General features: G+C 60.8%; 21 protein-coding genes. 4 read left to right on the top strand and 17 right to left on the bottom strand.

The window, feature by feature from the left end; translation table 11 throughout:
* Positions 1-128: 128 nt before the first annotated feature.
* The 5 genes from ACR0KM_RS00795 to ACR0KM_RS00815 all read right to left on the bottom strand — a co-directional run bounded on the left by ACR0KM_RS00795 (position 129) and on the right by ACR0KM_RS00815 (position 3,308).
* On the bottom strand, positions 129-434 hold the full coding sequence (locus ACR0KM_RS00795; RefSeq protein WP_480857184.1) for a hypothetical protein: 306 nt from the start codon (positions 432-434) through the stop codon (positions 129-131).
* A 59-nt stretch (positions 435-493) separates the two neighbouring features.
* On the bottom strand, positions 494-976 hold the full coding sequence (gene nusB / locus ACR0KM_RS00800; protein ID WP_480819575.1) for a transcription antitermination factor NusB: 483 nt from the start codon (positions 974-976) through the stop codon (positions 494-496).
* On the bottom strand, positions 973-1,524 hold the full coding sequence (locus ACR0KM_RS00805) for a 6,7-dimethyl-8-ribityllumazine synthase (protein WP_480857182.1): 552 nt from the start codon (positions 1,522-1,524) through the stop codon (positions 973-975). Before ACR0KM_RS00805 ends, nusB begins: the two co-directional genes overlap by 4 nt.
* Positions 1,525-1,526: 2 nt before the next feature.
* Positions 1,527-2,648 carry a 3,4-dihydroxy-2-butanone-4-phosphate synthase gene (gene ribB / locus ACR0KM_RS00810; protein ID WP_480857180.1) on the bottom strand — a complete coding sequence of 374 codons (1,122 nt, stop codon included), beginning with the start codon at positions 2,646-2,648 and terminating at the stop codon, positions 1,527-1,529.
* Positions 2,649-2,720: 72 nt separating this feature from the next.
* Positions 2,721-3,308, bottom strand: a complete 588-nt coding sequence (locus ACR0KM_RS00815) for a riboflavin synthase (RefSeq protein WP_480857178.1) — start codon at positions 3,306-3,308, stop codon at positions 2,721-2,723.
* Positions 3,309-3,449: 141 nt separating this feature from the next.
* On the opposite strand from ACR0KM_RS00815, the gene ACR0KM_RS00820 reads away from it, so the two are divergent.
* The 3 genes from ACR0KM_RS00820 (at position 3,450) to ACR0KM_RS00830 (ending at position 7,965) form a co-directional block, all read left to right on the top strand.
* The gene (locus ACR0KM_RS00820) at positions 3,450-4,748 is read left to right on the top strand and encodes a capsule biosynthesis protein (protein ID WP_480857176.1); all 1,299 of its coding nucleotides are present in this window, start codon (positions 3,450-3,452) and stop codon (positions 4,746-4,748) included.
* Positions 4,749-4,827: 79 nt separating this feature from the next.
* Positions 4,828-5,961, top strand: coding sequence for a polysaccharide biosynthesis/export family protein (locus ACR0KM_RS00825; RefSeq protein ID WP_480819570.1), 1,134 nt, complete (start codon positions 4,828-4,830; stop codon positions 5,959-5,961).
* A gap of 3 nt (positions 5,962-5,964) precedes the next feature.
* Positions 5,965-7,965 (top strand): capsular polysaccharide biosynthesis protein, encoded by a 2,001-nt coding sequence (locus tag ACR0KM_RS00830; RefSeq protein WP_480857174.1) that lies wholly within the window; start codon positions 5,965-5,967, stop codon positions 7,963-7,965.
* 3 nt (positions 7,966-7,968) lie between these two features.
* Here the strand turns inward: ACR0KM_RS00830 and ribD are convergent, their stop codons facing one another.
* The 6 genes from ribD to ACR0KM_RS00860 form a co-directional block, all read right to left on the bottom strand.
* Positions 7,969-9,069, bottom strand: coding sequence for a bifunctional diaminohydroxyphosphoribosylaminopyrimidine deaminase/5-amino-6-(5-phosphoribosylamino)uracil reductase RibD (gene ribD, locus ACR0KM_RS00835; RefSeq protein ID WP_480857173.1), 1,101 nt, complete (start codon positions 9,067-9,069; stop codon positions 7,969-7,971).
* Entirely contained in the window at positions 9,066-9,536 is a 471-nt protein-coding gene (nrdR, locus tag ACR0KM_RS00840) for a transcriptional regulator NrdR (RefSeq protein WP_480469369.1), read from the bottom strand. The genes ribD and nrdR overlap by 4 nt, the downstream gene beginning before the upstream one ends.
* A gap of 119 nt (positions 9,537-9,655) precedes the next feature.
* Positions 9,656-10,069, bottom strand: coding sequence for a secondary thiamine-phosphate synthase enzyme YjbQ (locus tag ACR0KM_RS00845; protein ID WP_480857170.1), 414 nt, complete (start codon positions 10,067-10,069; stop codon positions 9,656-9,658).
* 3 nt (positions 10,070-10,072) lie between these two features.
* Positions 10,073-10,477, bottom strand: a complete 405-nt coding sequence (locus tag ACR0KM_RS00850; RefSeq protein ID WP_480857169.1) for a hypothetical protein — start codon at positions 10,475-10,477, stop codon at positions 10,073-10,075.
* Positions 10,478-10,545: 68 nt separating this feature from the next.
* Positions 10,546-11,100, bottom strand: coding sequence for a DUF4166 domain-containing protein (locus ACR0KM_RS00855; RefSeq protein WP_480857167.1), 555 nt, complete (start codon positions 11,098-11,100; stop codon positions 10,546-10,548).
* Entirely contained in the window at positions 11,090-11,515 is a 426-nt protein-coding gene (locus ACR0KM_RS00860; protein ID WP_480819564.1) for a thiol-disulfide oxidoreductase DCC family protein, read from the bottom strand. The genes ACR0KM_RS00855 and ACR0KM_RS00860 overlap by 11 nt, the downstream gene beginning before the upstream one ends.
* 309 nt (positions 11,516-11,824) lie before the next feature.
* On the opposite strand from ACR0KM_RS00860, the gene ACR0KM_RS00865 reads away from it, so the two are divergent.
* Complete coding sequence (locus ACR0KM_RS00865) at positions 11,825-12,838, top strand: helix-turn-helix domain-containing protein (protein ID WP_480819563.1); 1,014 nt, start codon at positions 11,825-11,827, stop codon at positions 12,836-12,838.
* A 171-nt stretch (positions 12,839-13,009) separates the two neighbouring features.
* Here the strand turns inward: ACR0KM_RS00865 and rpoD are convergent, their stop codons facing one another.
* The 6 genes from rpoD to ACR0KM_RS00895 form a co-directional block, all read right to left on the bottom strand.
* The gene (rpoD, locus tag ACR0KM_RS00870) at positions 13,010-14,998 is read right to left on the bottom strand and encodes an RNA polymerase sigma factor RpoD (RefSeq protein WP_480528654.1); all 1,989 of its coding nucleotides are present in this window, start codon (positions 14,996-14,998) and stop codon (positions 13,010-13,012) included.
* A 114-nt stretch (positions 14,999-15,112) separates the two neighbouring features.
* Complete coding sequence (gene dnaG / locus ACR0KM_RS00875) at positions 15,113-17,062, bottom strand: DNA primase (RefSeq protein ID WP_480857166.1); 1,950 nt, start codon at positions 17,060-17,062, stop codon at positions 15,113-15,115.
* Positions 17,063-17,142: 80 nt separating this feature from the next.
* Positions 17,143-17,439, bottom strand: coding sequence for a hypothetical protein (locus ACR0KM_RS00880; RefSeq protein WP_480857165.1), 297 nt, complete (start codon positions 17,437-17,439; stop codon positions 17,143-17,145).
* 35 nt (positions 17,440-17,474) lie between these two features.
* Entirely contained in the window at positions 17,475-18,020 is a 546-nt protein-coding gene (locus ACR0KM_RS00885; RefSeq protein WP_480857164.1) for a sarcosine oxidase subunit gamma, read from the bottom strand.
* Entirely contained in the window at positions 18,013-20,946 is a 2,934-nt protein-coding gene (locus ACR0KM_RS00890) for a sarcosine oxidase subunit alpha family protein (protein WP_480857163.1), read from the bottom strand. Before ACR0KM_RS00890 ends, ACR0KM_RS00885 begins: the two co-directional genes overlap by 8 nt.
* Positions 20,943-21,206, bottom strand: coding sequence for a sarcosine oxidase subunit delta (locus ACR0KM_RS00895; protein ID WP_480857162.1), 264 nt, complete (start codon positions 21,204-21,206; stop codon positions 20,943-20,945). Before ACR0KM_RS00895 ends, ACR0KM_RS00890 begins: the two co-directional genes overlap by 4 nt.
* Positions 21,207-21,218: the final 12 nt, after the last annotated feature.

The raw sequence follows: 21,218 nt of genomic DNA on the forward strand, positions 1-21,218 counted from the left end.
AGCAATTCCGAGGGGGCTGGCTCTGTTCAGGTCCTGGCCTGATTACCTGGCGCCCACCTGTACATACAGGTCCTCGGGAATCAAACCGCACGGTTGACTGGTGGTCCCGCCACATTTTCCAAGATATTTCAGCGCCTTGCGCGGGCTTCCTGTTTCACGGGCGCGGGTTTCAGCCCATGCGCAACCGGTGTGCCCCCGCGCGGTTTGTTGGGCTTTTCGGCCATGCTCATGATTGCATAAGCGAATTGCACGCCAGCAAAGACGATGCCGTTCATAAACCAGATCATCAGAAGTGCGATCAGGCCGATCTCGGAGCCGGAGATCAGGTGGCGCAGGTTAGCCACGTTAAGGGCCAGAAGAACCCCGACAAACACCGCCGAGATGACGAACCCCCACGCGACCTGTGTGATGTAAAGGCGGATCAGTTTGGGCATGGCGAACCTCGTTGCTCTGATGCCCTGAGTCTAGTGCATGTCCGCGCCGCGTAAAGGCGTCAGAACGCCTCGGGTTGGGCCTCGCGCGCCATGTGGTCCAGAACTGCGTTCACGAATTTGGGTTCTTTGCCTTCGGGGAAGAAGGCGCGGGCCACGTCGACGAATTCGGTGATCACGACCTTGGGCGGCGTGTCGCTTTGGGTCAGTTCTGCGCCTGCAGCGCGGAACAGGGCGCGCAGGGTCGGGTCGATGCGCGCGATGGGCCACTTGGCGACCAGCGCCCGGTCGGTCATCTGGTCGATGGGGGCCTGATAGTTCACGGCATCATCAACCAGCTTGCGGAAAACGCTGATATCACCGTCCAGCATCTCTTCGCCCTCATAGACCGCACCAAACCGATGATCCAGAAACTCGGTCACGACCGCCTCGGTCGTCTGGCCGGATTGCTCCATCTGGAACAGCGCCTGCACGGCGTAAAGCCGGGCGGCGGATTTCATCAGGCGTTTCTGGTTGGCCGGTTTCGGCGCGTCGGTCTTTGTCATGCTGTCGAGGGTCCGTTGCTGTCGCCCGCCACAAGGATGGACTCGGACGGCGGCTTGAAACCGACGCCCTTTTTGGAAGAGCCCCACTTACGGCTGAGTGCGATCAGATGCAAGGCCGCAGCGGCCGCGCCGCCGCCTTTATTCATCTTTTCGGGATTGGCACGCACCTCGGCCTGCTCGTCATTCTCTACAGTCAGGATGCCGTTGCCGATCAGCAGGCCCTGTAGGCCCATCAACTGGATGGCACGGCTCGAGTCATTGCAGACGGTCTCATAATGTGTGGTCTCGCCCCGGATCACACAGCCCAGCGCAACATAGCCGTCATAGTTGCACTGACGGTCGGCCATCGCAATAGCGGTCGGGATTTCCAGCGCGCCGGGCACTTCGACGACGTCACACGTGCCGCCTGCAGCCTCGATCTCGGCCTTGGCACCGGCGACCATGTTATCGGCGATGGCGCGATAGAACGGAGCCACCACCAGCAGCAGTTTCACCGGTTTATCGAATGTCGGGGTCGGCAGGACGCCGTGTTTGTCTTGTTCAGCCACGATCAGTCTTCCTTGAGGATAGAGCGGGTGCCGACGATGGATAGCCCAAAGGCGTCGAGCCCCAGATATACGGTTTCCGGCGAGTCGGTCAGCAGCACAAGTTCCTGAATGCCCATCTTCGACAGAATCTGCGCGCCCAGACCGGTTTGCTTGATGGTCCGGGGGCCTTCGTCGTCGGCGGCATACAGCGAGTTGCGTGGCTGGCGGAACAGGCAGACGACGCCACGCCCTTCTTCTGCAATTTTCTCCATCGCGCGCGGCAATTCGCGCGAGGATTTCGGGCCAAGGCCCAGAATGTCCGGCGCTTCGTGCAGGGCGTGGGTCCGGGTCAGAACCGGCTCGGGCGTGGTGATGTCGCCCTTGATCATGACCACGTGTTCGATGCCATGGGTCTGATCGGTGAAAATCCGCATCTCCCATTCGCCACCATATTCCGAAGTCACCGTATCGCGCGAGGTTTCGACAACCAGATTGTCATTGCGCGAGCGGTAGGTGATCAGGTCGCTGATGGTGCCGATCTTCATGCCATGCTCTTTGGCAAAGGCCACCAGATCGGGCAGCCGCGCCATGGTGCCGTCGGGTTTCATGATCTCGCAGATAACGCCCGCCGGGTTCAGACCCGCAAGGCGCGAGATATCCACGGCAGCCTCGGTATGACCCGCGCGCACCAGCACCCCGCCCCGCTTGGCGCGCAGCGGAAAGACATGCCCCGGTGTCGCAATATCTGCCATCGTGTTCTGTTCATTGATCGCCGTCGCCACGGTCAACGCCCGGTCAGCGGCGGAAATGCCGGTCGAGACCCCCTCGCGCGCTTCGATCGATACGGTGAACGCCGTCTCGTGCCGCGATGAGTTGTTCACCGCCATCATCGGCAGACCCAGCGCCTCGATCCGTTCCGCCGTCATCGGCAGACAGATCAGGCCGCGCCCGTGAGTGGCCATGAAGTTGATCGCCTCGGCATCGGCGAATTCGGCGGGAATGACCAGATCGCCTTCGTTCTCGCGATCCTCATGGTCGACCAGGATGTACATCCGACCCTTGCGGGCGTCTTCAATGATGTCTTCGATCGGGCTGATCGCCTGGCGCAGTTGCGCCTCGACCGGGCCGGGGGTTTCAAAGCTCATGGGGCAGCCTTTCAGATGGCGTGTTTGCTGCGCGGAATAGACCAGAGCGGGCGCAAAGGCCAGAGCGCAAAGTCAGGACATCTCGGCCAGGCGCGCCACGTACCGCGCAAGCGTATCGATTTCGAGGTTCACACGGTCCCCCACCGTCACATCGCCCCACGTCGTAACCTCTTTGGTGTGGGGGATGAAATTGATGCCAAAATCGCACCCGTCGACGTCGTTCACCGTTAGCGAGGTGCCGTTCAGCGTAACCGAGCCTTTGGGCGCGATGAACCGGGCAAGATCGGCGGGCGCGCGCAGGGTGACGCGAGTGCTGTCGCCCTCGTCCTCGACGACCACGACCTCGGCTACGCCATCGACATGGCCCGAGACGATATGGCCGCCCAGTTCATCACCCACTTTCAGCGCACGTTCCAGGTTGACCCGTTTGCCCAGACGCCAGCTGTCCAGATTTGTTTTCGACACCGTCTCGGCGCTGATCTGCACGTCGTACCAGTCATCCCCCAGCGCGATCACCGTCAGGCAAACGCCGTCGCTGGCGATTGATGCACCGATATCGATACCCGCCGTGTCATAGGCGGTCTTGATCCGGGCGCGCAGGTCGCCCTGTTGATCCAGTTCGGAGACAGTACCGATGTCGGTAACGATCCCTGTAAACATATTCGTAACCCTCAGAGCCTAGCGTTGAGCCTGCAGGTAAAGCCCGATAACCCAACCGGCAAGCCCCGCCTTGCTGTCAAAGTGACAAAGAGGCATATTTTTAGCAAGACGCACCACTCCACCACGGCACGAGCACACCGCATGAGCCCTTCCAACCTTCGCCCGAACAGGCGTGTGTTTCTGTTTTTACAGGGGCCCCATGGCCCGTTCTTCAACGCGCTTGGCCGGATGCTGCGCGCGACGGGTGCGCGCACGCTGCGCGTCGGATTCAACGCGGGCGATCAGGCCTTCTGGCGTGATAGGGCCACCTATATCCCCTATCTGGGCAAGCCCGAACACTGGCCGCAGGCGTTCTGTGATCTGATTGACGACCATGATGTGACTGACATTGTCCTGTATGGCGACACCCGTCCGATACATGCGCAGGCCGTGCGCATTGCGAAACAGCGCCATCTGACAGTTCACGTTTTTGAAGAAGGCTATCTGCGTCCATGGTGGGTCACCTACGAGCGCGACGGATCAAACGGGAACTCTCGGTTGATGCACCTGAATGTGGCCGACATGCAGAGAGCGCTGGCGCAATCTGACGGCCCAACTCCGCCGCCCCCCTCCCATTGGGGCGATATGCGCCAGCACATCTTTTATGGCGCACTCTACCATTGGTTCGTTTTGTTCCTGAACCGCCGCTACCGCAACTTCCGATCTCACCGAGAGCTTCCGGTCGCAAGAGAATTTCGCCTGTATTTCAAACGCCTGGCACTGATGCCATTTCACCGTATGCAACGCGGTCTGGCGACGGCGCGCGTCAAATGGGGCGGGTTTCCCTATCATCTGGTGCTGCTGCAGCTTGGCCATGACAGTTCGGTCCAGTCGCATTCCGATTTCACCTGCATGAGCGCGTTTCTGGAACAAGTCATTGCCGGATTCGCCAAGGGGGCACCCGCCCACCATCACCTTGTTATCAAGGAACACCCACTGGAAAACCATCGGGAGCCTTTGCGCCAGCTTGCCCGCAAGTTTGCCCGTCTCCACGGGCTTGCTGACCGGGTGCACTATGTGCCGGGGGGCAAGCTGGCCAAACTGCTGACCGAATCCGTATCGGCCATCACCGTCAACTCGACTGCAGGGCAGCAAGCCTTGTGGCGAGGCATCCCGCTCAAGGCGTTCGGAAGGTCCGTCTACGACAAGCCCGAGTTCGTATCCGGTCAGGGCATCGAAGCCTTTTTCACAGCCCCGCAGGCCCCGGATGCCGCCGCATATCGCACCTATCGCCAGTTTCTGCTTGAAACCAGTCAGGTGGCCGGAGGATTTTATTCGCATCGCGGGCGGCGACAGCTGCTGCGCCGTGCAGTCGACCTGATGCTGCCGCCGCACGATCCCTATCAGGCCGTTCTGAACCGCGACGCGACCGCCACGCCACAGTTGCGCCTCGTTCGCTAAACCCGCTCAAGTCGCGCTGGAAGTTTCGCGATCAACCGGATAATCTACGCAAAACAAAGACGACTGAGGGACACCGGCAGTGCAGCGCTTTTCTACCCGATGGATGCGGGCAGCTTCTTTTGTGGCAGCCCTTGGATTGCTGGCGGCATGCCAGCTTCCGAAAGCTGGTCCAAGCAAGTCTGAAATTCTGGCTGGGTCTACTGTAAACGGCGGCGATGCGTTTGTTGTCGAGGTGGATGATCGCGTCGCGCGTGCCACAGCCGCCGTACCGCAATTCGGTTTCTCGCAATCCTTCCGAGGCGCGGAAAGCATAGCTTCGGATACTGTTCGCCCCGGCGACACGCTGAATCTGACGGTCTGGGAAAATGTCGAAGATGGTTTGCTGACCACGGCCGCGGGCGGCGCCGCCAATCTCAGCGAACTTCAGGTCGACAGCGACGGCTTTATATTCGTGCCCTATGCCGGACGCGTGCGCGCGGCGGGAAATACGCCCGAACAGTTGCGTACGCTGATCGCCTCTAAACTGGAAGAACAGACGCCGGATCCTCAGGTTCAGGTAAGCCGCACCCCCGGCGATGGCTCCACCGTGTCGCTGACAGGCACGATTGGCGCGCCGGGCATCTACCCGATCGAGCGGCCCACCGGCACATTGTCGACCATGCTGGCCAGCGCTGGTGGTGTGGCTGTCGCGCCCGACATCGCATTGGTGACCGTCATACGCGGCAAACAGCGCGGAACGATCTGGTACAATGATCTGTTCCGCAACCCAGAAACCGATATTGCGCTGCGCGGCGGTGATCGCATTCTGGTCGAACAGGACAGCCGATCATTTGTAGCGCTGGGTTCGACCGGCGGGCAATCGCGTGTGCCATTCGAAAGCCAGGATCTTTCTGCGCTCGAGGCTTTGGCCCAGGTCGGCGGATTGCAATCATTGTCCTCGGATCCGACCGGCATTTTTGTGCTGCGCAAAGAACGACAAGACATCGCGCGCAACGTGATGGGCCGGGCAGACCTGCAGGGTGATCAGCGCATGATCTATCTGCTGAACCTGACCGCGCCGAACGGCCTGTTCGTAGCCCGTGACTTTGTCATCCGCGACGATGACACAATCTATGTGACCGAAGCGCCGTATGCACAATGGACCAAGTCGATCTCGCTGATCGCGGGAGGGCTGACGCCAATCGCGAACGTGGCGACCCTGACGGGTGGCTGATACATGCTGCCCGAACAGGAACAATCGGCCGGGGGCGCACGCTCTCGGCTTTTTGTTTACAATGGCGGGTTTCTGACACAGCGCAGAGTCCGACGCATTCTGTCTTTGGCGGGCTACGACCTGAAACTCGGTCGACCTGAAACAGGCGACCTAATCGGCGTCTGGGGCAACAGCCCGACGGCCCATCGCGGCCTGCAAGTTGCCGAAAAGAGTGGCGCGCCCGTCTTACGGGTCGAGGATGCATTTTTGCGCTCGGTCCGCCCCGGGCGCGCAGGCGAACCGCCGCTGGGACTGCTGCTGGATCGGTCCGGCCTGCATTTCGACCCCAGCGCCCCGTCCGACCTCGAGGTTTTGCTGGCCACCCACCCTCTGGACGACACCGCGCTGCTGAACCGCGCGCGCGACGGCATGGCCCGGATACGCGAAGGGCATCTGAGCAAGTACACGGGCTTTGATCCCAACCACCCCCCCCCCGACCCCGGGTATGTCCTTGTCATCGACCAGACGCAGGGCGATGCCTCGGTCACCGCAAGCCGGGCCGACCGCGCGCGCTTTCTTGAAATGCTGTTCGTCGCGCAAGAGGAAAACCCCAGTGCGCCCATTCTGATCAAGACCCACCCGGAAACTGCCGCGGGCCACCGAAATGGCTACTTCGAGGATGGGGACCAGAACGACCGCGTATCCTTTCTGACCGATCCGATCAACCCGTGGTCGCTGCTGGACGGCGCGATTGGCGTTTACACTGTGTCCTCGCAGATGGGGTTCGAGGCTATTCTGGCCGGACACAAACCGCGCGTCTTTGGCCAGCCTTTCTATGCGGGCTGGGGTCTGACGCAGGATGAGTTTCCCGTGCAGCGCCGTCAGCGCAACCTCACGCGGGCTCAGATGTTTGCTGCAGCCATGATCCTGTATCCGCGCTGGTATGATCCGTTTCATGACTGTCTTTGCGATTTTGAGACCGCGTTGAACGCGTTCGAGGCCACAACCCGTGCGTGGCGTGAGGATCACAATGGCTGGACCGCGTCCGGCATGCGGGTCTGGAAACGCCGTCACCTACAGCAAATGTTCGGGCAACACGGCAAACTGCGCTTTGTCGCCCAGCCCCCGAAACCGCAAACACAGCCGCATATGAGTTGGGCCAGCCGCGCCGGTGACGCGCCGGATGTGGTCCGGATCGAGGATGGGTTCCTGCGCTCACGCGGGTTGGGGGCTGAACTGGTGCCTCCTCTGTCGCTGGTCACCGATGATCTGGGTATCTATTACGACCCCACCCGCCCCAGCCGTCTTGAGGAATGGATCGCCGCGCGCGAAACCCTGCGCCCGGATCAGAACCAGCGGGCCGAACGGCTGGTGGCCCTGCTGCTGGCCGAGGGTCTGAGCAAATACAACACCGGAAATCCCGCCGTCCCCCTGCCCCAGGGGCGTCGCATTCTGGTGCCCGGACAGGTCGAGGATGACGCCTCTATCCGCCTGGGCACCGGTGCTGTCCGCACCAATCTGGACCTGCTGCGTGCCACACGCGCGGCCAACCCGGATGCGGTTCTGATCTACAAGCCCCACCCGGATGTCGAGGCCGGGCTGCGCGAGGGGCAGATCGACGCCGAGGGTCTGGCCGACGTGGTTGCCGCTGACACCCATCCGGCCGCGTTACTGACGCAAGTCGATGTGGTTTGGACCATGACCTCGTTGATAGGGTTCGAGGCACTGTTGCGCGGCGTTCAGGTCACCACGCTCGGCGCGCCGTTCTATGCCGGGTGGGGGCTGACGACTGATCTTGGCGCAGTTCCGGCGCGGCGCGGCGCGCGGCCTTCGCTGTCGGGTTTGGTGCATGCAGCGCTGATCGACTACCCGCGCTATTTCGATCCTGTCACCAAGCAGCCCTGCCCGGTCGAAATCGCGGTCGAGCGGCTGGCGCTTGGCGCCCCGGCATTTACCGGGCCGATCAATCGGATTCTGTCAAAACTGCAAGGCGCTTTTGCAACCTACGCCCATCTGTGGCGCTGACCTTCAGCGCGTTGTGCGGACCCAGCGGTGCAAAACGTCTGGGCCCAGAACCTGCGTTTCGACCAGATCAAATCGGGGTGCATTGCCCAGCGTATTCAGGCCCAAGGCACCGATCGCGGGCAGACCTTCTGCACCGATGGTCAGACCGGCGGTAAAGCCTGCAAGCTCATCCACCAGATCACCTCGCAGCAGCGAGGCGGCCAGCGCCGATCCACCTTCGCAGAACACGCGCGTCAATCCTGCCTGACCCAGTTGTTGCAACAGGTCAGCGGCATCAACATGATGCCCCTGCAATGCGCAGGGGATCAGTTTGGCGCCCAACCCCTCCCACGCGCGGGCGCGTTCGGGGTCGGGGTGCGGACCATGGCACAACCAGACTGGAACCTCGGTCGCGGTGCGGGCCAGATGCCCCATCAGCGGCAAATCCAGATGGCGAGAGACAACCACACGCACCGGCTGTTGCGTGATGCCCAGATCGCGCACGGTCAGCGACGGATCATCCGCCCGCGCCGTCCCGGCGCCAACCATCACCGCATCGTGACGGGCGCGCATGGCATGCACCGCGCGCCTCGCCTGGGGTCCGGTGATCCATTGGCTGTGGCCGGTCTCGGTCGCGATCCGGCCATCAAAGCTGCTGGCCAGCTTAAGCGTCACGAACGGGCGGCCCTGCTCGGTTTTCAGAAAGAACCCGGCGTGGTCTTGCTCGGCCTCATACGTCAAGACACCGGTCTGCACTTCAATCCCCGCGGCGCGCAACATGGCAAAGCCCTGCCCGGCCACGCGCGGGTCGCTGTCTTCGACAGCGCAGACAACACGCGCGACACCCGCGTCGATCAGGGCCTGCGCACAGGGCGGCGTTTTGCCGTGATGCGCGCAAGGTTCCAGCGAAACATACGCGGTCGCACCCCGCGCCGCCGATCCGGCCCGCGTCAGAGCCTCGGTCTCGGCGTGGGGGCGTCCGCCGGGCTGGGTCCAGCCCCGACCGACAATCCGGTCATCGCGCACAATCACACACCCGACGGACGGGTTGGGCCAGCATTGCCCCTGACCGCGCCGCCCCAGAGACAGGGCCAGCGCCATAAATCGCTTATCTGTTTCGCTCACTCATCCGTCGTGGGCTGCGGCGGGCGCAACTCGTGGACGAACTCCTCGAAATCATCGGCCGCCTGGAAATTCTTGTAGACACTTGCAAAGCGAACATACGCAACCGTGTCGATCCGGGCCAGCGCCTCCATAACGATTTCACCGATTTTGTTGGACGGTATATCCGTCTCACCCATGCTTTCCAAACGGCGTACGATGCCCGAGATCATCTGGTCGATCCGATCCGGTTCGATGGGTCGTTTCTGCATCGAGATGCGGATCGAGCGCTCCAGCTTGTCGCGGTCGAAATCCTCGCGCTTGCCGTTGGTTTTGATGACCACCAGATCGCGCAGTTGTACCCGTTCATAGGTGGTGAACCGGCCACCACATGCGGGGCAGAACCGACGCCTGCGGATCGCGACGTGATCCTCTGCAGGGCGTGAATCCTTGACCTGAGTGTCGATATTTCCGCAAAACGGGCAGCGCATCCGCCGTCTCCTCGTCCCTAGTTCCGCCTCTTTTGTAAGCACTACGGCTTACTTATCCACAACTATAGGGCAGCCGCTAGGATTTGGGTAGTCGGAAATTTTCACCGCAATATAAAGCGTCACGCAAAATGCGCGGCAACCTTGCGCTGATGGGGTGCGCTGCGGTGTTCAAACAGGTAGATGCCCTGCCATGTGCCCAAAACAGGCCGCCCGCCCGAGACCGGGACCGACAGCGACACCGGCATCATGGCCGCCTTGATATGGGCAGGCATGTCATCCGGCCCCTCATAGGTGTGGCGCAGATAGGCCATGGATGGATGGTCAGACGACGGTACCAGCCTGTCAAAAAACGCGTGCAGATCGGTCTGAACCTCGGGATCGGCGTTTTCCTGGATGAGAAGCGAGCACGAGGTGTGCCGCACGAACAGAGTCAGCAGCCCGTCTGATGCAGAGGGCAGCCAAGCGCGCACTTGGCCGGTGAACTCATAAAGGCCGGCCCCGTTCGTCTGGATTGTGAATTCGGTTTGGCGCACGGGTCAACGCGTGTTTGCGCGACCGTTGCATCGACCATTGGCGCGCTGCACAGACATGCTGTATCCCGGTTTGAACCCGGCTGAAACAAATCCCTGCTGCGATCCGTTTGCTGGCATCTGCATTGAAAATTGCACGGCGGTCTTGCGTCCTGTCGTCACGCTCGGTCCGTAACCGCGCAGCACATAGATTCTGTCTTGCCAGCCTGCGCCCAGGTTTCGACGCGCATAATCAGCAGCGGTACACCAATAACCACCCGAGTCCATGCGCGGCCCCGGAGTAACTTCGAAATCGGTGCCATTGAGCGCGTGCGCCTGATAGCCGTTACGCGCTGCACTTGGGCTGGCAGACACGCCCAGCATCACCAGGATCATAAGCATCAGCGAGCTAAACTGTTTCATCATCACCATCTTCCAGTTTCAACTTGATAGCTAGAATAGTAAATTGCACTTTCAAATCACTGTGCCCCACAATCATGTCAGGCAACACCCTGTTTTTCCCCATCCGGCACCAGCCACCCCGTATAGCGGATCAGCACCCCAAGACCCGGAGCATGAGCGCCGATATCGAAGCAGAAGCGCGACTGATCATCCTGACCTTCGGAAGAGGTCGATCTGAGCCGCAGCATCCTTGGGCATGGGATGCCAAGCACACTGACGCGATGGATGTCGATTGCAATGCCGGATTGAGTCAGCACCGGGCGCAGCAAGAGGGTCAGGGCGCCCATACGCTCTCGAACGCAGCCGCGGCGCTCATCAAAACGCAGGCGTGATCGTGTGCGGTGACCCGCAAACTCGCGCACCCACAGCCAATCCTTATCATTGCGGCGAATGGTAATCGCCACTGGAACATCGTCGCCCGCAGGCGGAAACCCTCCGGCCCACAGCGCCAATGCGATCAGCCGCCCCCGCCCGCGTGTGATACTGCAGCGCCCGTGGTACCGACCCCCGCCTTGATGGAAAGCCCGGATCGCTGCAGGCAGATTGGGTGACTTGCCCAGCGCCTGCAGGAAGGGATCGGGCTCAGTATCCATCGCTGGCAAACCGCGCCCTTACCTCGAAATTCGGGACGAGGCAGCTGTCGCGACGTCCAAAAAGCGTATATCGATTTCTGGCAATCGCATGATACAACGGGTCTTTCATCCAGCGTGGCAGGTACCTGCACAGACCCAACACCCACCATGCCCCCGGCAAGACACGCATAGCGGCGGCAAAGGCATCCAACCTCTGATGGACCCGCCCGTCGACGATCACAAGGTTGGTCTCGAAATCGGCAACTGGCAGGCCAAGCTGCGCATACAGGCGCTGCCCCAGAGCGGACTGCGCAGTGGCAAATCTAAAGCGATGCTCGGTATCGCGGTGCAGCATGAATCGAAAGAACCCCGAACAGAGCACGCATTCGCCGTCAAAGACGATCAGATCCGGTTCAGAAATCGTCAGGTCGCGCATCGTTTTTCAAAGGATTGCCAGCATGTTCGTCGAATTTGGCACGCCTGTCTGTCGGTGGCAATGCGACACGCAGGGCGCAAGGTTTGAAGTGTCGGGGAACCCGTTGAAACGGTTTGGTGGACCATTCGCCCAGGCTCTGACCTCTTCCCCGTGAGGCGCTGACCCGACAACATCTAGAGATTAGGCCGGGATCCACCGGCATGTCTTGGCAATTTCGGTCAACTCCTTGTGCGGATTGGACATCTGAAAGACTCGCACTGAGCGCAGATTTGGCGTTAGGCTGTGTGGGTTAACAGTGTTTGGTTTCAGATGGACGTCGACATTTCGAGAATTCAGTTGCTGTCACGCACGCTTGAGGAACAGGTGGGCACCTCAGTCGTTGATCGCGTGCTAAGTCGCTGCGATCTGGACCGCTCTCAGATTGCACCGCCCGCCACGCTATACAGTGCGCATAAAGAGGCGCAGTTTGTTCGCCATGCCTGCGACGCGGTGGCCGATATTACTTTTGGCGCGCGCGCCGGGCTGGGATTCAACGCCTCGTCAAGCATCACGGCCTATATCAGTAAATACTCGCGTGATCTGAAACAGGTCATGGAAAACACCGCGCGGTTTCATGGCATCATCGATCCAGCTCTGGCCTTCCGCCTGCGCGTCTCGGGCAATTCCGCCTCGCTTGAGGCTGATTGGAAGGACCCCGGCTTTTCCCGCTATCACCGCCGTACCGAATTCTTGTTGTTTGCCGCCATCGCGCGGATGCGAGCGTTGACACAGACCCAGCTGCATCCGATTGAAATACGGTTTCAGCACGAGGTCGGGCAACACGCTGGCAGGTTTGAGAAAATCGGCGGTTTCCCCGTTACATTCGGGGCCGAGCGGTTGGAGATCATCCTGTCCCTACCCTCGCTGGAGATCCCGATCCCGACTTACGATCCCAGCCTGCGCACCCATCTTCTGGAGTATGGCGAACGCCTGCTGGCCGAGCGGCAATCCCCGCGCCAGAAAACACGAGCCAGGGTCGAGGGGCTGATCACCGGGTCGATGCCCGGCGGTCTCATTCAGGCCGAGGACGCCGCCGCGCAACTGGGCCTCAGCCCGCGCACCTTGGCCCGTCGGCTGGCAGATGAGGGCACCAGCTATCGCGAGATTGTCGAGGATTTGCGCTGCGATCTTGCGCAGACCTTCATCAAGAACGGCATGTCCCTGTCCGAAATCTCCTATGCGCTGGGCTATTCCGATCAGGCTGCTTTTTCCACCGCGTTCAAACGCTGGACCGGACAAGCCCCCAGTGCATTTCGCAATCGCGTCGACCATCCCCTGAGGTGAGGGTGGCCGAGGGTCATCAGCGTTGCCACCTCGCCCCGGCCTGTCCCATGAGTGGACACCGCCGATATAAAGAGCCCCCCGCAGCGATCCTTGCGCGTTCTCGCCAAATTGATTTGAAGTTTGGACAGCGTGAGCGAGGCAAAGAAAAAGGCGCCCCAGGGCGCCTTTGACTTACTGATCCAGGAACGACCGCAACTTCCGCGACCGACTGGGATGCTTGAGCTTTCGCAGCGCTTTCGCCTCGATCTGACGGATACGTTCGCGGGTCACGCTGAACTGCTGACCCACCTCTTCCAGCGTGTGATCAGTGTTCATGCCGATGCCAAACCGCATCCGCAGAACCCGCTCCTCACGCGGGGTGAGCGAGGCCAGAACCCGGGTCGTGGTTTCCTTGAGGTTTTCTTGAATGGCGCTGTCCAGCGGTAGCACAGCATTCTTGTCCTCGATGAAATCCCCCAGTTGGCTGTCTTCTTCGTCGCCGATGGGCGTTTCCAGTGAGATCGGCTCTTTGGCGATTTTCATCACCTTGCGCACTTTCTCAAGCGGCATCTGCAGCTTTTCGGCCAATTCTTCCGGCGTCGGCTCTCGGCCGATTTCGTGCAGCATCTGACGACCGGTCCGAACCAGTTTGTTGATTGTCTCGATCATATGAACCGGGATACGGATCGTCCGCGCCTGATCCGCGATAGACCGCGTGATCGCCTGACGAATCCACCACGTCGCATAGGTCGAGAATTTATAACCACGACGATACTCGAACTTGTCCACCGCCTTCATCAGGCCAATGTTGCCTTCCTGAATAAGATCAAGGAATTGCAGGCCGCGATTCGTGTATTTTTTGGCGATCGAGATCACCAGACGCAGGTTCGCTTCGACCATTTCTTTCTTGGCCTGCCGCGCCTCTTTCTCACCCTTCTGAACCTGCTGCACGATGCGGCGGAATTCAGGGATGTCGAGACCAACATATTGCCCGACCTGAGCCATGTCGTTGCGCAGTTCCTCAACCTTCTCGGTCGAGCGTTCGATGAACATCTGCCAACCCCGGCCCGGCTTTTCAGCCATCTCGGACAGCCAGTTCGGGTCAAGCTCACGGCCACGATAGGCATCGATGAACTCACGCCGGTTGATGCGGGCTTGGTCGGCCAGTTTCACCATCGAACTGTCCAGCGACATGACCCGGCGGTTGATGCCGTAAAGCTGGTCGATCAGCGCCTCGATCCGGTTGTTGTGCAGGTGAAGGCCGTTCACCAGCTCGACAATCTCGGCGCGCAGCTTCTGATAGGTGTCTTCGTCTTTTTCGCTGAACGAACCGTCTTCGTTTAGCGTCGCCGAAATCCGGCTGTCCTGCATCTCGGACAACATGGCAAAGTCGGTCGAGATCCGTTCCAGCGTGGTCAGCACCTGATCCTTCAGCGCCGCTTCCATCGCGGCGAGGGACATATTGGCCTGATCGTCGTCATCATCGTCGTCATCGTTGGCAATCGGATTGCCATCGGCATCCAACTCGGGGCCCTCATCCTTGGCAGGCTTCGCCGCCTGCACCGCCGAGGTATCGACGACCGGCTCGGACACATCGCCGTCTTCGTCCATCTGGTTGCCAAAGGTGGTTTCCAGATCGATGACGTCGCGCAGCAGAATGTCTTCGGACAGAAGTTCGTCATGCCAGATGGTGATCGCCTGGAAGGTCAGCGGGCTTTCGCACAGCCCGGCGATCATGGTGTTCCGCCCCGCCTCAATCCGTTTGGCGATGGCAATCTCGCCCTCGCGGCTCAGCAGTTCGACCGATCCCATCTCGCGCAGATACATGCGCACGGGGTCGTCGGTACGGTCCAGTTTCTCGGTCGCGGCACCGGCCAGCGCAACCTCGCGCGGGCCTTCCGTGGTGACCAGTTCCGTTGAACCCTTGTTTTCTTCTTCCTCGGCCTCTTCATCTTCGATGATGTTGATGCCCATCTCGGACAGCATCGACATCACGTCTTCGATCTGTTCCGAGCTGACCTGATCAGGCGGCAGCACCTGATTAAGCTGGTCGTATGTGATGTAGCCTTTCTCGCGGGCCTCGGCGATCATCTTCTTGACCTGGGCCTGGCTCATGTCCAGCGAGATTTCCTGTTCCTGCTCGTCGGATTTGCGGTCTTCGTTCGTATCCTTGGCGGCCATTCAATGCTCCTGCAGGGATGGGTGATTCGTTAAAGCCGAATCATTAGCGCGTAGAAGTGATTCGGCCACCCGTTTACCTGTTTTTCTTTTCCAGTGCCTTACGAAAACACCAGTTTACCGGCGTTTCCGCTCGAAATTGATACCAGACATGATGGCTTCAAACGCGTCTTTCTCGTCGCGGTTGATTCGCGCACCATTGTCGGCGATGTCGAAAACGGCCCTGTCCTCATTCTGGCTGCGGCTTGTGCGGTTACGCTCTTCGGCGGCTTGCGCCAGCCGATATGTCAGCGCCTCATCGGCCAGATCAGACAACTCCTCCGCCGCTTCGGCAATCTCAGCATCCAACCCCCGGAGCGCTTTGATCTTTGCGAGTTCCTCGGCCAGCGTCATCTCGGCCTTTTCAACGTCGCCCGGTTTATACACACAGGGGATCACTGCCACATGGCGAAGGGCCAGCAGGTTTTCAAGGGGTTCAGGCCCCAAAGTTTGCATGATGTGGTCCTGCAGGTTTTCGGGGTCGTCAATCGCATGGCGCAGGATCGCCCCACGCAGCGCCGCGTGGTCGGGATCGTGGCACTCCATTTCTTCAAGCTGGGTTTCGAATTGCACGACAACCTGCGGATTTAGAATGGCAATTGCCAGAATGGCCGCCTCACGCAGTTGAATATCCGCGTTCTCGGACGAGGCCAGAAACGACGCGCGCGCGCCCGGTGTCGCGGGCTGCGCCGGTGGTTGCCATTTTCCGCGCGGTTGCCATTGGCGGTTGGGCGATTGTCGCTGTGGGCGAAACAATTGCCAGCGTAGGTCCTTAATTTCCTGCCCGTAATGGGACCGGATCGAGGGGTCGCGGATCAGCTTGATCTTGTCCCGCAGCGACTTGTCCAGCGCCGCCTTGCGCTCGGGGCTGTCGAAGACCTTGCCGTCCGTCTCGCGCTGCCACAGCAGTTTGACCATCGGAATTGCGCCTTCCAGAACGGCCTGTACCGCCCCCGGCCCTTCGGCGCGCAGCAGGTCGTCAGGGTCCTTACCTTCGGGCATCAGGGCAAAGCGCAGGGACTTGCCCGCTTCCAACAACGGCAAAGCTAGATCGACCGCCCGCATCGCAGCGCGCAGGCCCGCCGTGTCGCCGTCCAGCGCGATGATCGGCTCATCGGAAATCCGCCAGAGCAGTTGCAACTGATGCTCGGTGATCGCCGTTCCCAACGGTGCGACCGACGCGCCGAACCCGGCCTCGGCCAAAGCAATCACGTCCATGTACCCCTCGGCGACGATCAGAGGCTGCCCCTTCCCCGCCGCTTGCCGCGCGGGGCCGTGGTTATAGAGGCTGCGGCCTTTATCGAACAATTCGGTCTCGGGTGAGTTCAGGTATTTGGCGTTGTCATTGGGGTCCATCGCCCGACCGCCAAACGCGATGCACCGCCCGCGCGGATCGCGGATTGGGTACATGATCCGGTTGCGGAAGGTGTCATAGGGCTTCTTACCCTTGTTCGACGGTTTCGCCAGCCCGGCCCCCAGGATCAGATCCTCGGCCACGTTCTTGCCGGTCAGATGATCCCACAGCGCCTGCCAGCCATCGGGGGCAAAGCCGATCTCCCACCGGTCCAGCCCCTGCGCATTCAAGCCCCGGCGGGTCAGATAATCGCGTGCCGCCGCCCCTGCCCCGGTCTTTAGCTGCAGGCGGAAAAACTGCACCGCCTGCTCCATCACCTCGGCCAGTTGCGCGCGGCGGTCTTGCTTTTCCTGCGCCTTGGGATCGCGCGCGGGCATCGGCATCCCGGCCTCGCGCGCCAGAATCTCGACCGCTTCGATGAACGAGACATTCTCGGTCTCTTTCACGAAACTGATCGCGTCGCCTTTGGCATGGCAGCCGAAACAGTAATAGAACCCCTTCTGGTCATCGACGTGGAACGAGGCTGTCTTTTCGTGGTGAAACGGGCACGGCGCCCACATATCGCCTTTGCCCTGATTGGATTTACGCTGGTCCCACATGACCTTGCGCCCGACAACCTGAGACAGGCTGAGGCGCGTGCGCAGTTCATCCAGAAATCCGGGGGGCAAAGACATGGGTCAAACCTGCCAGAAATGAAAACGCGCGCCAAGGGGAAGGCGCGCGGTTGTCCACAAGGAAATGCGCGCCTTGTGGATTACTGCTGCAGGCACAGCTCCAGCCACGCTGCACCAAGGTCCTTTTTCCGCACGTCGCGCATCTTTTGTTCATAAACCCACGGCGTGATCAGCGGGACCGCCGCGTTATAATTCTCGGGCCATGTCGGGCCACTGTCAGCGACGGCCTGCGCCACGTCCCGTTCCTTGACCCGATCAAGGCGCGCCTTCTGGATCGCGGCCACAACCTCTGCCTGATACTTGCAGCTTTGCTCCTTGGTTTCCTGAGCAACTACCGGGGTGGCAAGCAGGGCCGCGACAATGGCGATACGCAACATAAAGTTCTCCGAGGATTCGTTTCGTTCCGGGCAGTTTACCCGCGCGCGGCGACGCCTTCCATCGCCCTTTTCAAATCGTGAACCAGTGTCTCAGCCATGGACCGGAAAACCATGATCTGAAACGCGTTTCCTCCGACACGGGTGATCGAAGCTGTCATGTGAAACAGCAAAGTCCGGGCGGTGTGTCCCCGCTTGAACTGTGCGCTGCGCAGATCAACAGGTACCACGCGGGCCAGCACGTCCTCGACGCCAGCACCCTCTAACCGAACGACCGTCCACGCATCCGATTGATCCACAACGGCCGCGTGTTCACCAAGCACCGCATCGGGCACAGGCCCCATCAGCATCGCATGGGACGGTCCGAACCAGATCACCCGCGCCCCTGTCTTTCCCGTCGCCCGATTGGCTGCCGGATAGGCCATCCCATGCGCGGCCTTCAACGCCTCGGACACCGTCTTTTGCTTGCCTTTGAAGGGCGAGATCGAATGGATCGCACCCGCATCTTCTTCGCTGACTGTCACAGATCCGACTGTCAACGGCAGCAGCCCGTCGCAGGGGGTTTCGGCGATCAGCTTATCCACGAACGCGCCCTCCTTCGGGGTCAAAGAAGACCGGATTCACCACTTCACACAGGGTGGTCACACCGCGCAGGTGATCGACCATCTTCACGATTTCCCCGTACCTGTCCGGCCCGTCCGCAAGGAAACCCAGCCCCAACATGGTCCCGAGCGTGGGCGAATAGCAGACCGAGGTCAGATAGCCCTGATCATTGGTGCGCACCGGCTCGGCCTCTTCGTTGTACAGATGCGCTCCGGCCAGCAATTCCTTGCTTTCCCCGATGGGTTTCAGCCCAACCAACCGTTCGCGCCCTGCCTCTTCCAGACCGGGACGTTCGGACATGGTCTTGCCGATACAGTCTTTCTTCTGCGACACCATCCGCCCCATGCCGATATCATATGCGGTTGTCCGACCATGGATTTCGGAATGCGTGATAAAGCCCTTCTCGATGCGCAGAACGTTCAGTGCCTCCATCCCGTAAAGGCCTCCGCCCAGCGCCTCGGCCCGTTCGGTCAGAATGTCGAACAGGCTTGCGCCATAGCGCGCGGGCACGGCGATTTCATAGGCATGCTCGCCCGAGAATGAGATCCGGAACAGACGTCCCTGAACGCCCAGGACCGAGACCGCCCCACAGGCCATGAACGGCCAGTTTTCATCATCCAGCGGAGTATCCAGCAGGTCGTTCAGCAATTCGCGCGATTTCGGCCCGGCGACAGCGAATTGCGCCCATTGCTCGGTCACCGAGGTGAACGAGACATCCAGATCGGGGCGCAGGCCCTGATGCACAAACTCCAGATGTTTCATCACCTCACCCGCCGCAGCGGTGGTCGTGGTCATCAGATAATGCGTCTCACCCAGCCGTGCCGTGGTGCCATCATCCATGACGAACCCATCCTCGCGCAGCATCAGGCCATATCGCGCGCGACCAACTTTGAGGGTCGAGAACATGTTCGTATAGACAAAACCCAGAAATACCCCCGCATCCGGCCCCTGAATGTCGATCTTGCCAAGCGTCGAGACATCGCAGACCCCAACGGCCTGACGCACCATGTTGACCTCACGGTCACAGGATTGCCGCCAGTTGGTCTCTCCGTCCTGCGGGAAATAGCTGGGCCGGTACCACAGACCCGCCTCGATCAAAGGCGCCTTCCGCGCCACGGTCGCCTTATGCGATGTGGTAAACCGCTGAGGTTTGAACCCCTTTCCTTCCGCACCAGCGCCCAGCGCCGCAATGGCAATCGGGGAATATGGCGGGCGGAACGTGGTGGTCCCGGTCTCGGGTATCCCTCGCCCGGTGGCATCGGCCAAAATGGCCAGCGCCGCCACGTTCGAGTTCTTGCCCTGATCAGTCGCCATACCTTGCGTGGTGTAACGCTTCATGTGCTCGACGGACCGGAAGTTCTCCGTCGCGGCCTGTTTGACGTCTTTCACCGTCACATCATTCTGAAAATCCAGCCACGCGCGCCCCTTGCCGGGAACGGCCCAAAGCTGAGTAATCTCATAAGGCGTATCCTCGGCCTGCGGAAGAAGGGTCTTAGGCGCTTTCAAACCCAGATCAGCCAGTACGCTTTCAGCCGCCTCAACCCCTTCCCGCAGGCAGGACGCGGTCGAGAACGCGCCGTTGCAAGCCCCTGCCGTCACCATGCCCGGAACAGCGCCGGGTGTGGGCACAAACCCTTCGATTTCACGTTTCCAAGTCGGACGGCCATTCATATGACAGGTCAGGTGGACCGAGGGATTCCATCCGCCGGTCATCGCCAGACAGTCGGTATGAATACGCTCCTCGCCGCTGGCACGCCGCACCGTGATCGATTCCAGCCCCTTGCGACCGGAACTGCCACAGACCTGAGCACCACGCAGCACTTCGTACTCATCAGACAACGGCGCATCATGGCGGCTGTCGATCACTGCGGCGACATGCACACCGGCGTCCAGCAAATCCCGGGCGGTCCGGTGAATGTCATTGGTGTTGCCGAAGATCGTCACGTTGCGCCCCGGGCTGACGCCCCAACGGTTCAAATAGGCCCGCACAGCACCGGCGGCCATGATCCCCGGACGGTCATTGTCGCGGAAGGCGACCGGGCGCTCCAACGCGCCTGCGGCCAGAACAGATCGCTTCGCCACGATCCGCCAATACGTTTCCAGCGGCGCCCCGTTCGGGCGGCGATCCGAATGATGCAACACCCGCTCCAGCGCCGCATAGGTGCCCTGATCATAGACACCCGCGACCGTGGTGCGGGTCATCAGACGCACATTGTCCATGCCGCTGAGTTCCGCCAGAACCTCATCCGCCCAGACAGGGCCCAGCTTGCCGTCGACCTCATAGGTCTCGGCCAACAACCGCCCACCCATCCGTGCATTCTCATCCGCCAGAATAACATCCGCCCCGGCGCGCGCGGCAGTCAGCGCGGCCATCAACCCCGCAGGCCCGGCACCAATGACCAACAGATCACAGAAGGCATAGGCGCTTTCGTACTTGTCGGCATTATCCTCGCCGGACAGCGCCCCCAGCCCAGCGGCGCGGCGGATCACGGGTTCATAAAGCTTTTCCCAAAAGCTTTTGGGCCACATGAAGGTCTTGTAATAAAACCCCGCCCCCAGAAACGGCGCGGCCAGATCATTGACCGCCATCACATCAAACCCAAGGCTGGGCCAGCGATTCTGGCTGCGCGCCTCAAGCCCGGGGTAAATCTCTTGCATGGTGGCACGCACATTGGGTTCTTGCGCCGCCCCGTGACCGACAGTCACCAATGCGTTGGGTTCTTCACTGCCCGCCGTCAGCACACCACGCGGGCGATGATATTTGAATGACCGTCCCATGAGCCGAACGCCATTGGCCAACAGGGCGGAGGCCAGCGTGTCCCCCTGAAACCCTTCGTAACCGACGCCATCAAAAACAAACGGCACCGTTTGCGTCCGATCAACCAGTCCCTTGCCCGAAATCCTCATGCCTTCACCTCGGACGCCAGTTGAGAGCCCAACATCTCATGCGTGACCGTATCGCGCGTCACAACGATCCACGCGCCGCAGCCGCCTTCGTGATACCAAAGCTCCCTAGTCACACCTGCAGGATTGTCACGCAGATGTACGAAACCATCCCAGGCATCATCCCCCGCATCCGGGGCCGGACGATTCAGATCCACCGCCGCGCCACGATAGTAAAACTCGCGCCGATCACGCTCACCGCAATAGGGACAGGTAACCCTCATACCCGCACCCGT

Source organism: Ruegeria sp. G10, assembly GCF_056533645.1.

What these genes read in the sequence shown, in the direction of transcription:
- ACR0KM_RS00795 (WP_480857184.1), bottom strand. Translation starts at nt 434, where the DNA reads ATGCCCAAACTGATCCGCCTTTACATCACACAGGTCGCGTGGGGGTTC.
- nusB (WP_480819575.1), bottom strand. Translation starts at nt 976, where the DNA reads ATGACAAAGACCGACGCGCCGAAACCGGCCAACCAGAAACGCCTGATG.
- ribB (WP_480857180.1), bottom strand. Translation starts at nt 2,648, where the DNA reads ATGAGCTTTGAAACCCCCGGCCCGGTCGAGGCGCAACTGCGCCAGGCG.
- ACR0KM_RS00815 (WP_480857178.1), bottom strand. Translation starts at nt 3,308, where the DNA reads ATGTTTACAGGGATCGTTACCGACATCGGTACTGTCTCCGAACTGGAT.
- ACR0KM_RS00820 (WP_480857176.1), top strand. Translation starts at nt 3,450, where the DNA reads ATGAGCCCTTCCAACCTTCGCCCGAACAGGCGTGTGTTTCTGTTTTTA.
- ACR0KM_RS00830 (WP_480857174.1), top strand. Translation starts at nt 5,965, where the DNA reads ATGCTGCCCGAACAGGAACAATCGGCCGGGGGCGCACGCTCTCGGCTT.
- nrdR (WP_480469369.1), bottom strand. Translation starts at nt 9,536, where the DNA reads ATGCGCTGCCCGTTTTGCGGAAATATCGACACTCAGGTCAAGGATTCA.
- ACR0KM_RS00850 (WP_480857169.1), bottom strand. Translation starts at nt 10,477, where the DNA reads ATGGTGATGATGAAACAGTTTAGCTCGCTGATGCTTATGATCCTGGTG.
- ACR0KM_RS00855 (WP_480857167.1), bottom strand. Translation starts at nt 11,100, where the DNA reads ATGGATACTGAGCCCGATCCCTTCCTGCAGGCGCTGGGCAAGTCACCC.
- ACR0KM_RS00860 (WP_480819564.1), bottom strand. Translation starts at nt 11,515, where the DNA reads ATGCGCGACCTGACGATTTCTGAACCGGATCTGATCGTCTTTGACGGC.
- ACR0KM_RS00865 (WP_480819563.1), top strand. Translation starts at nt 11,825, where the DNA reads ATGGACGTCGACATTTCGAGAATTCAGTTGCTGTCACGCACGCTTGAG.
- rpoD (WP_480528654.1), bottom strand. Translation starts at nt 14,998, where the DNA reads ATGGCCGCCAAGGATACGAACGAAGACCGCAAATCCGACGAGCAGGAA.
- dnaG (WP_480857166.1), bottom strand. Translation starts at nt 17,062, where the DNA reads ATGTCTTTGCCCCCCGGATTTCTGGATGAACTGCGCACGCGCCTCAGC.
- ACR0KM_RS00880 (WP_480857165.1), bottom strand. Translation starts at nt 17,439, where the DNA reads ATGTTGCGTATCGCCATTGTCGCGGCCCTGCTTGCCACCCCGGTAGTT.
- ACR0KM_RS00890 (WP_480857163.1), bottom strand. Translation starts at nt 20,946, where the DNA reads ATGAGGATTTCGGGCAAGGGACTGGTTGATCGGACGCAAACGGTGCCG.
- ACR0KM_RS00895 (WP_480857162.1), bottom strand. Translation starts at nt 21,206, where the DNA reads ATGAGGGTTACCTGTCCCTATTGCGGTGAGCGTGATCGGCGCGAGTTT.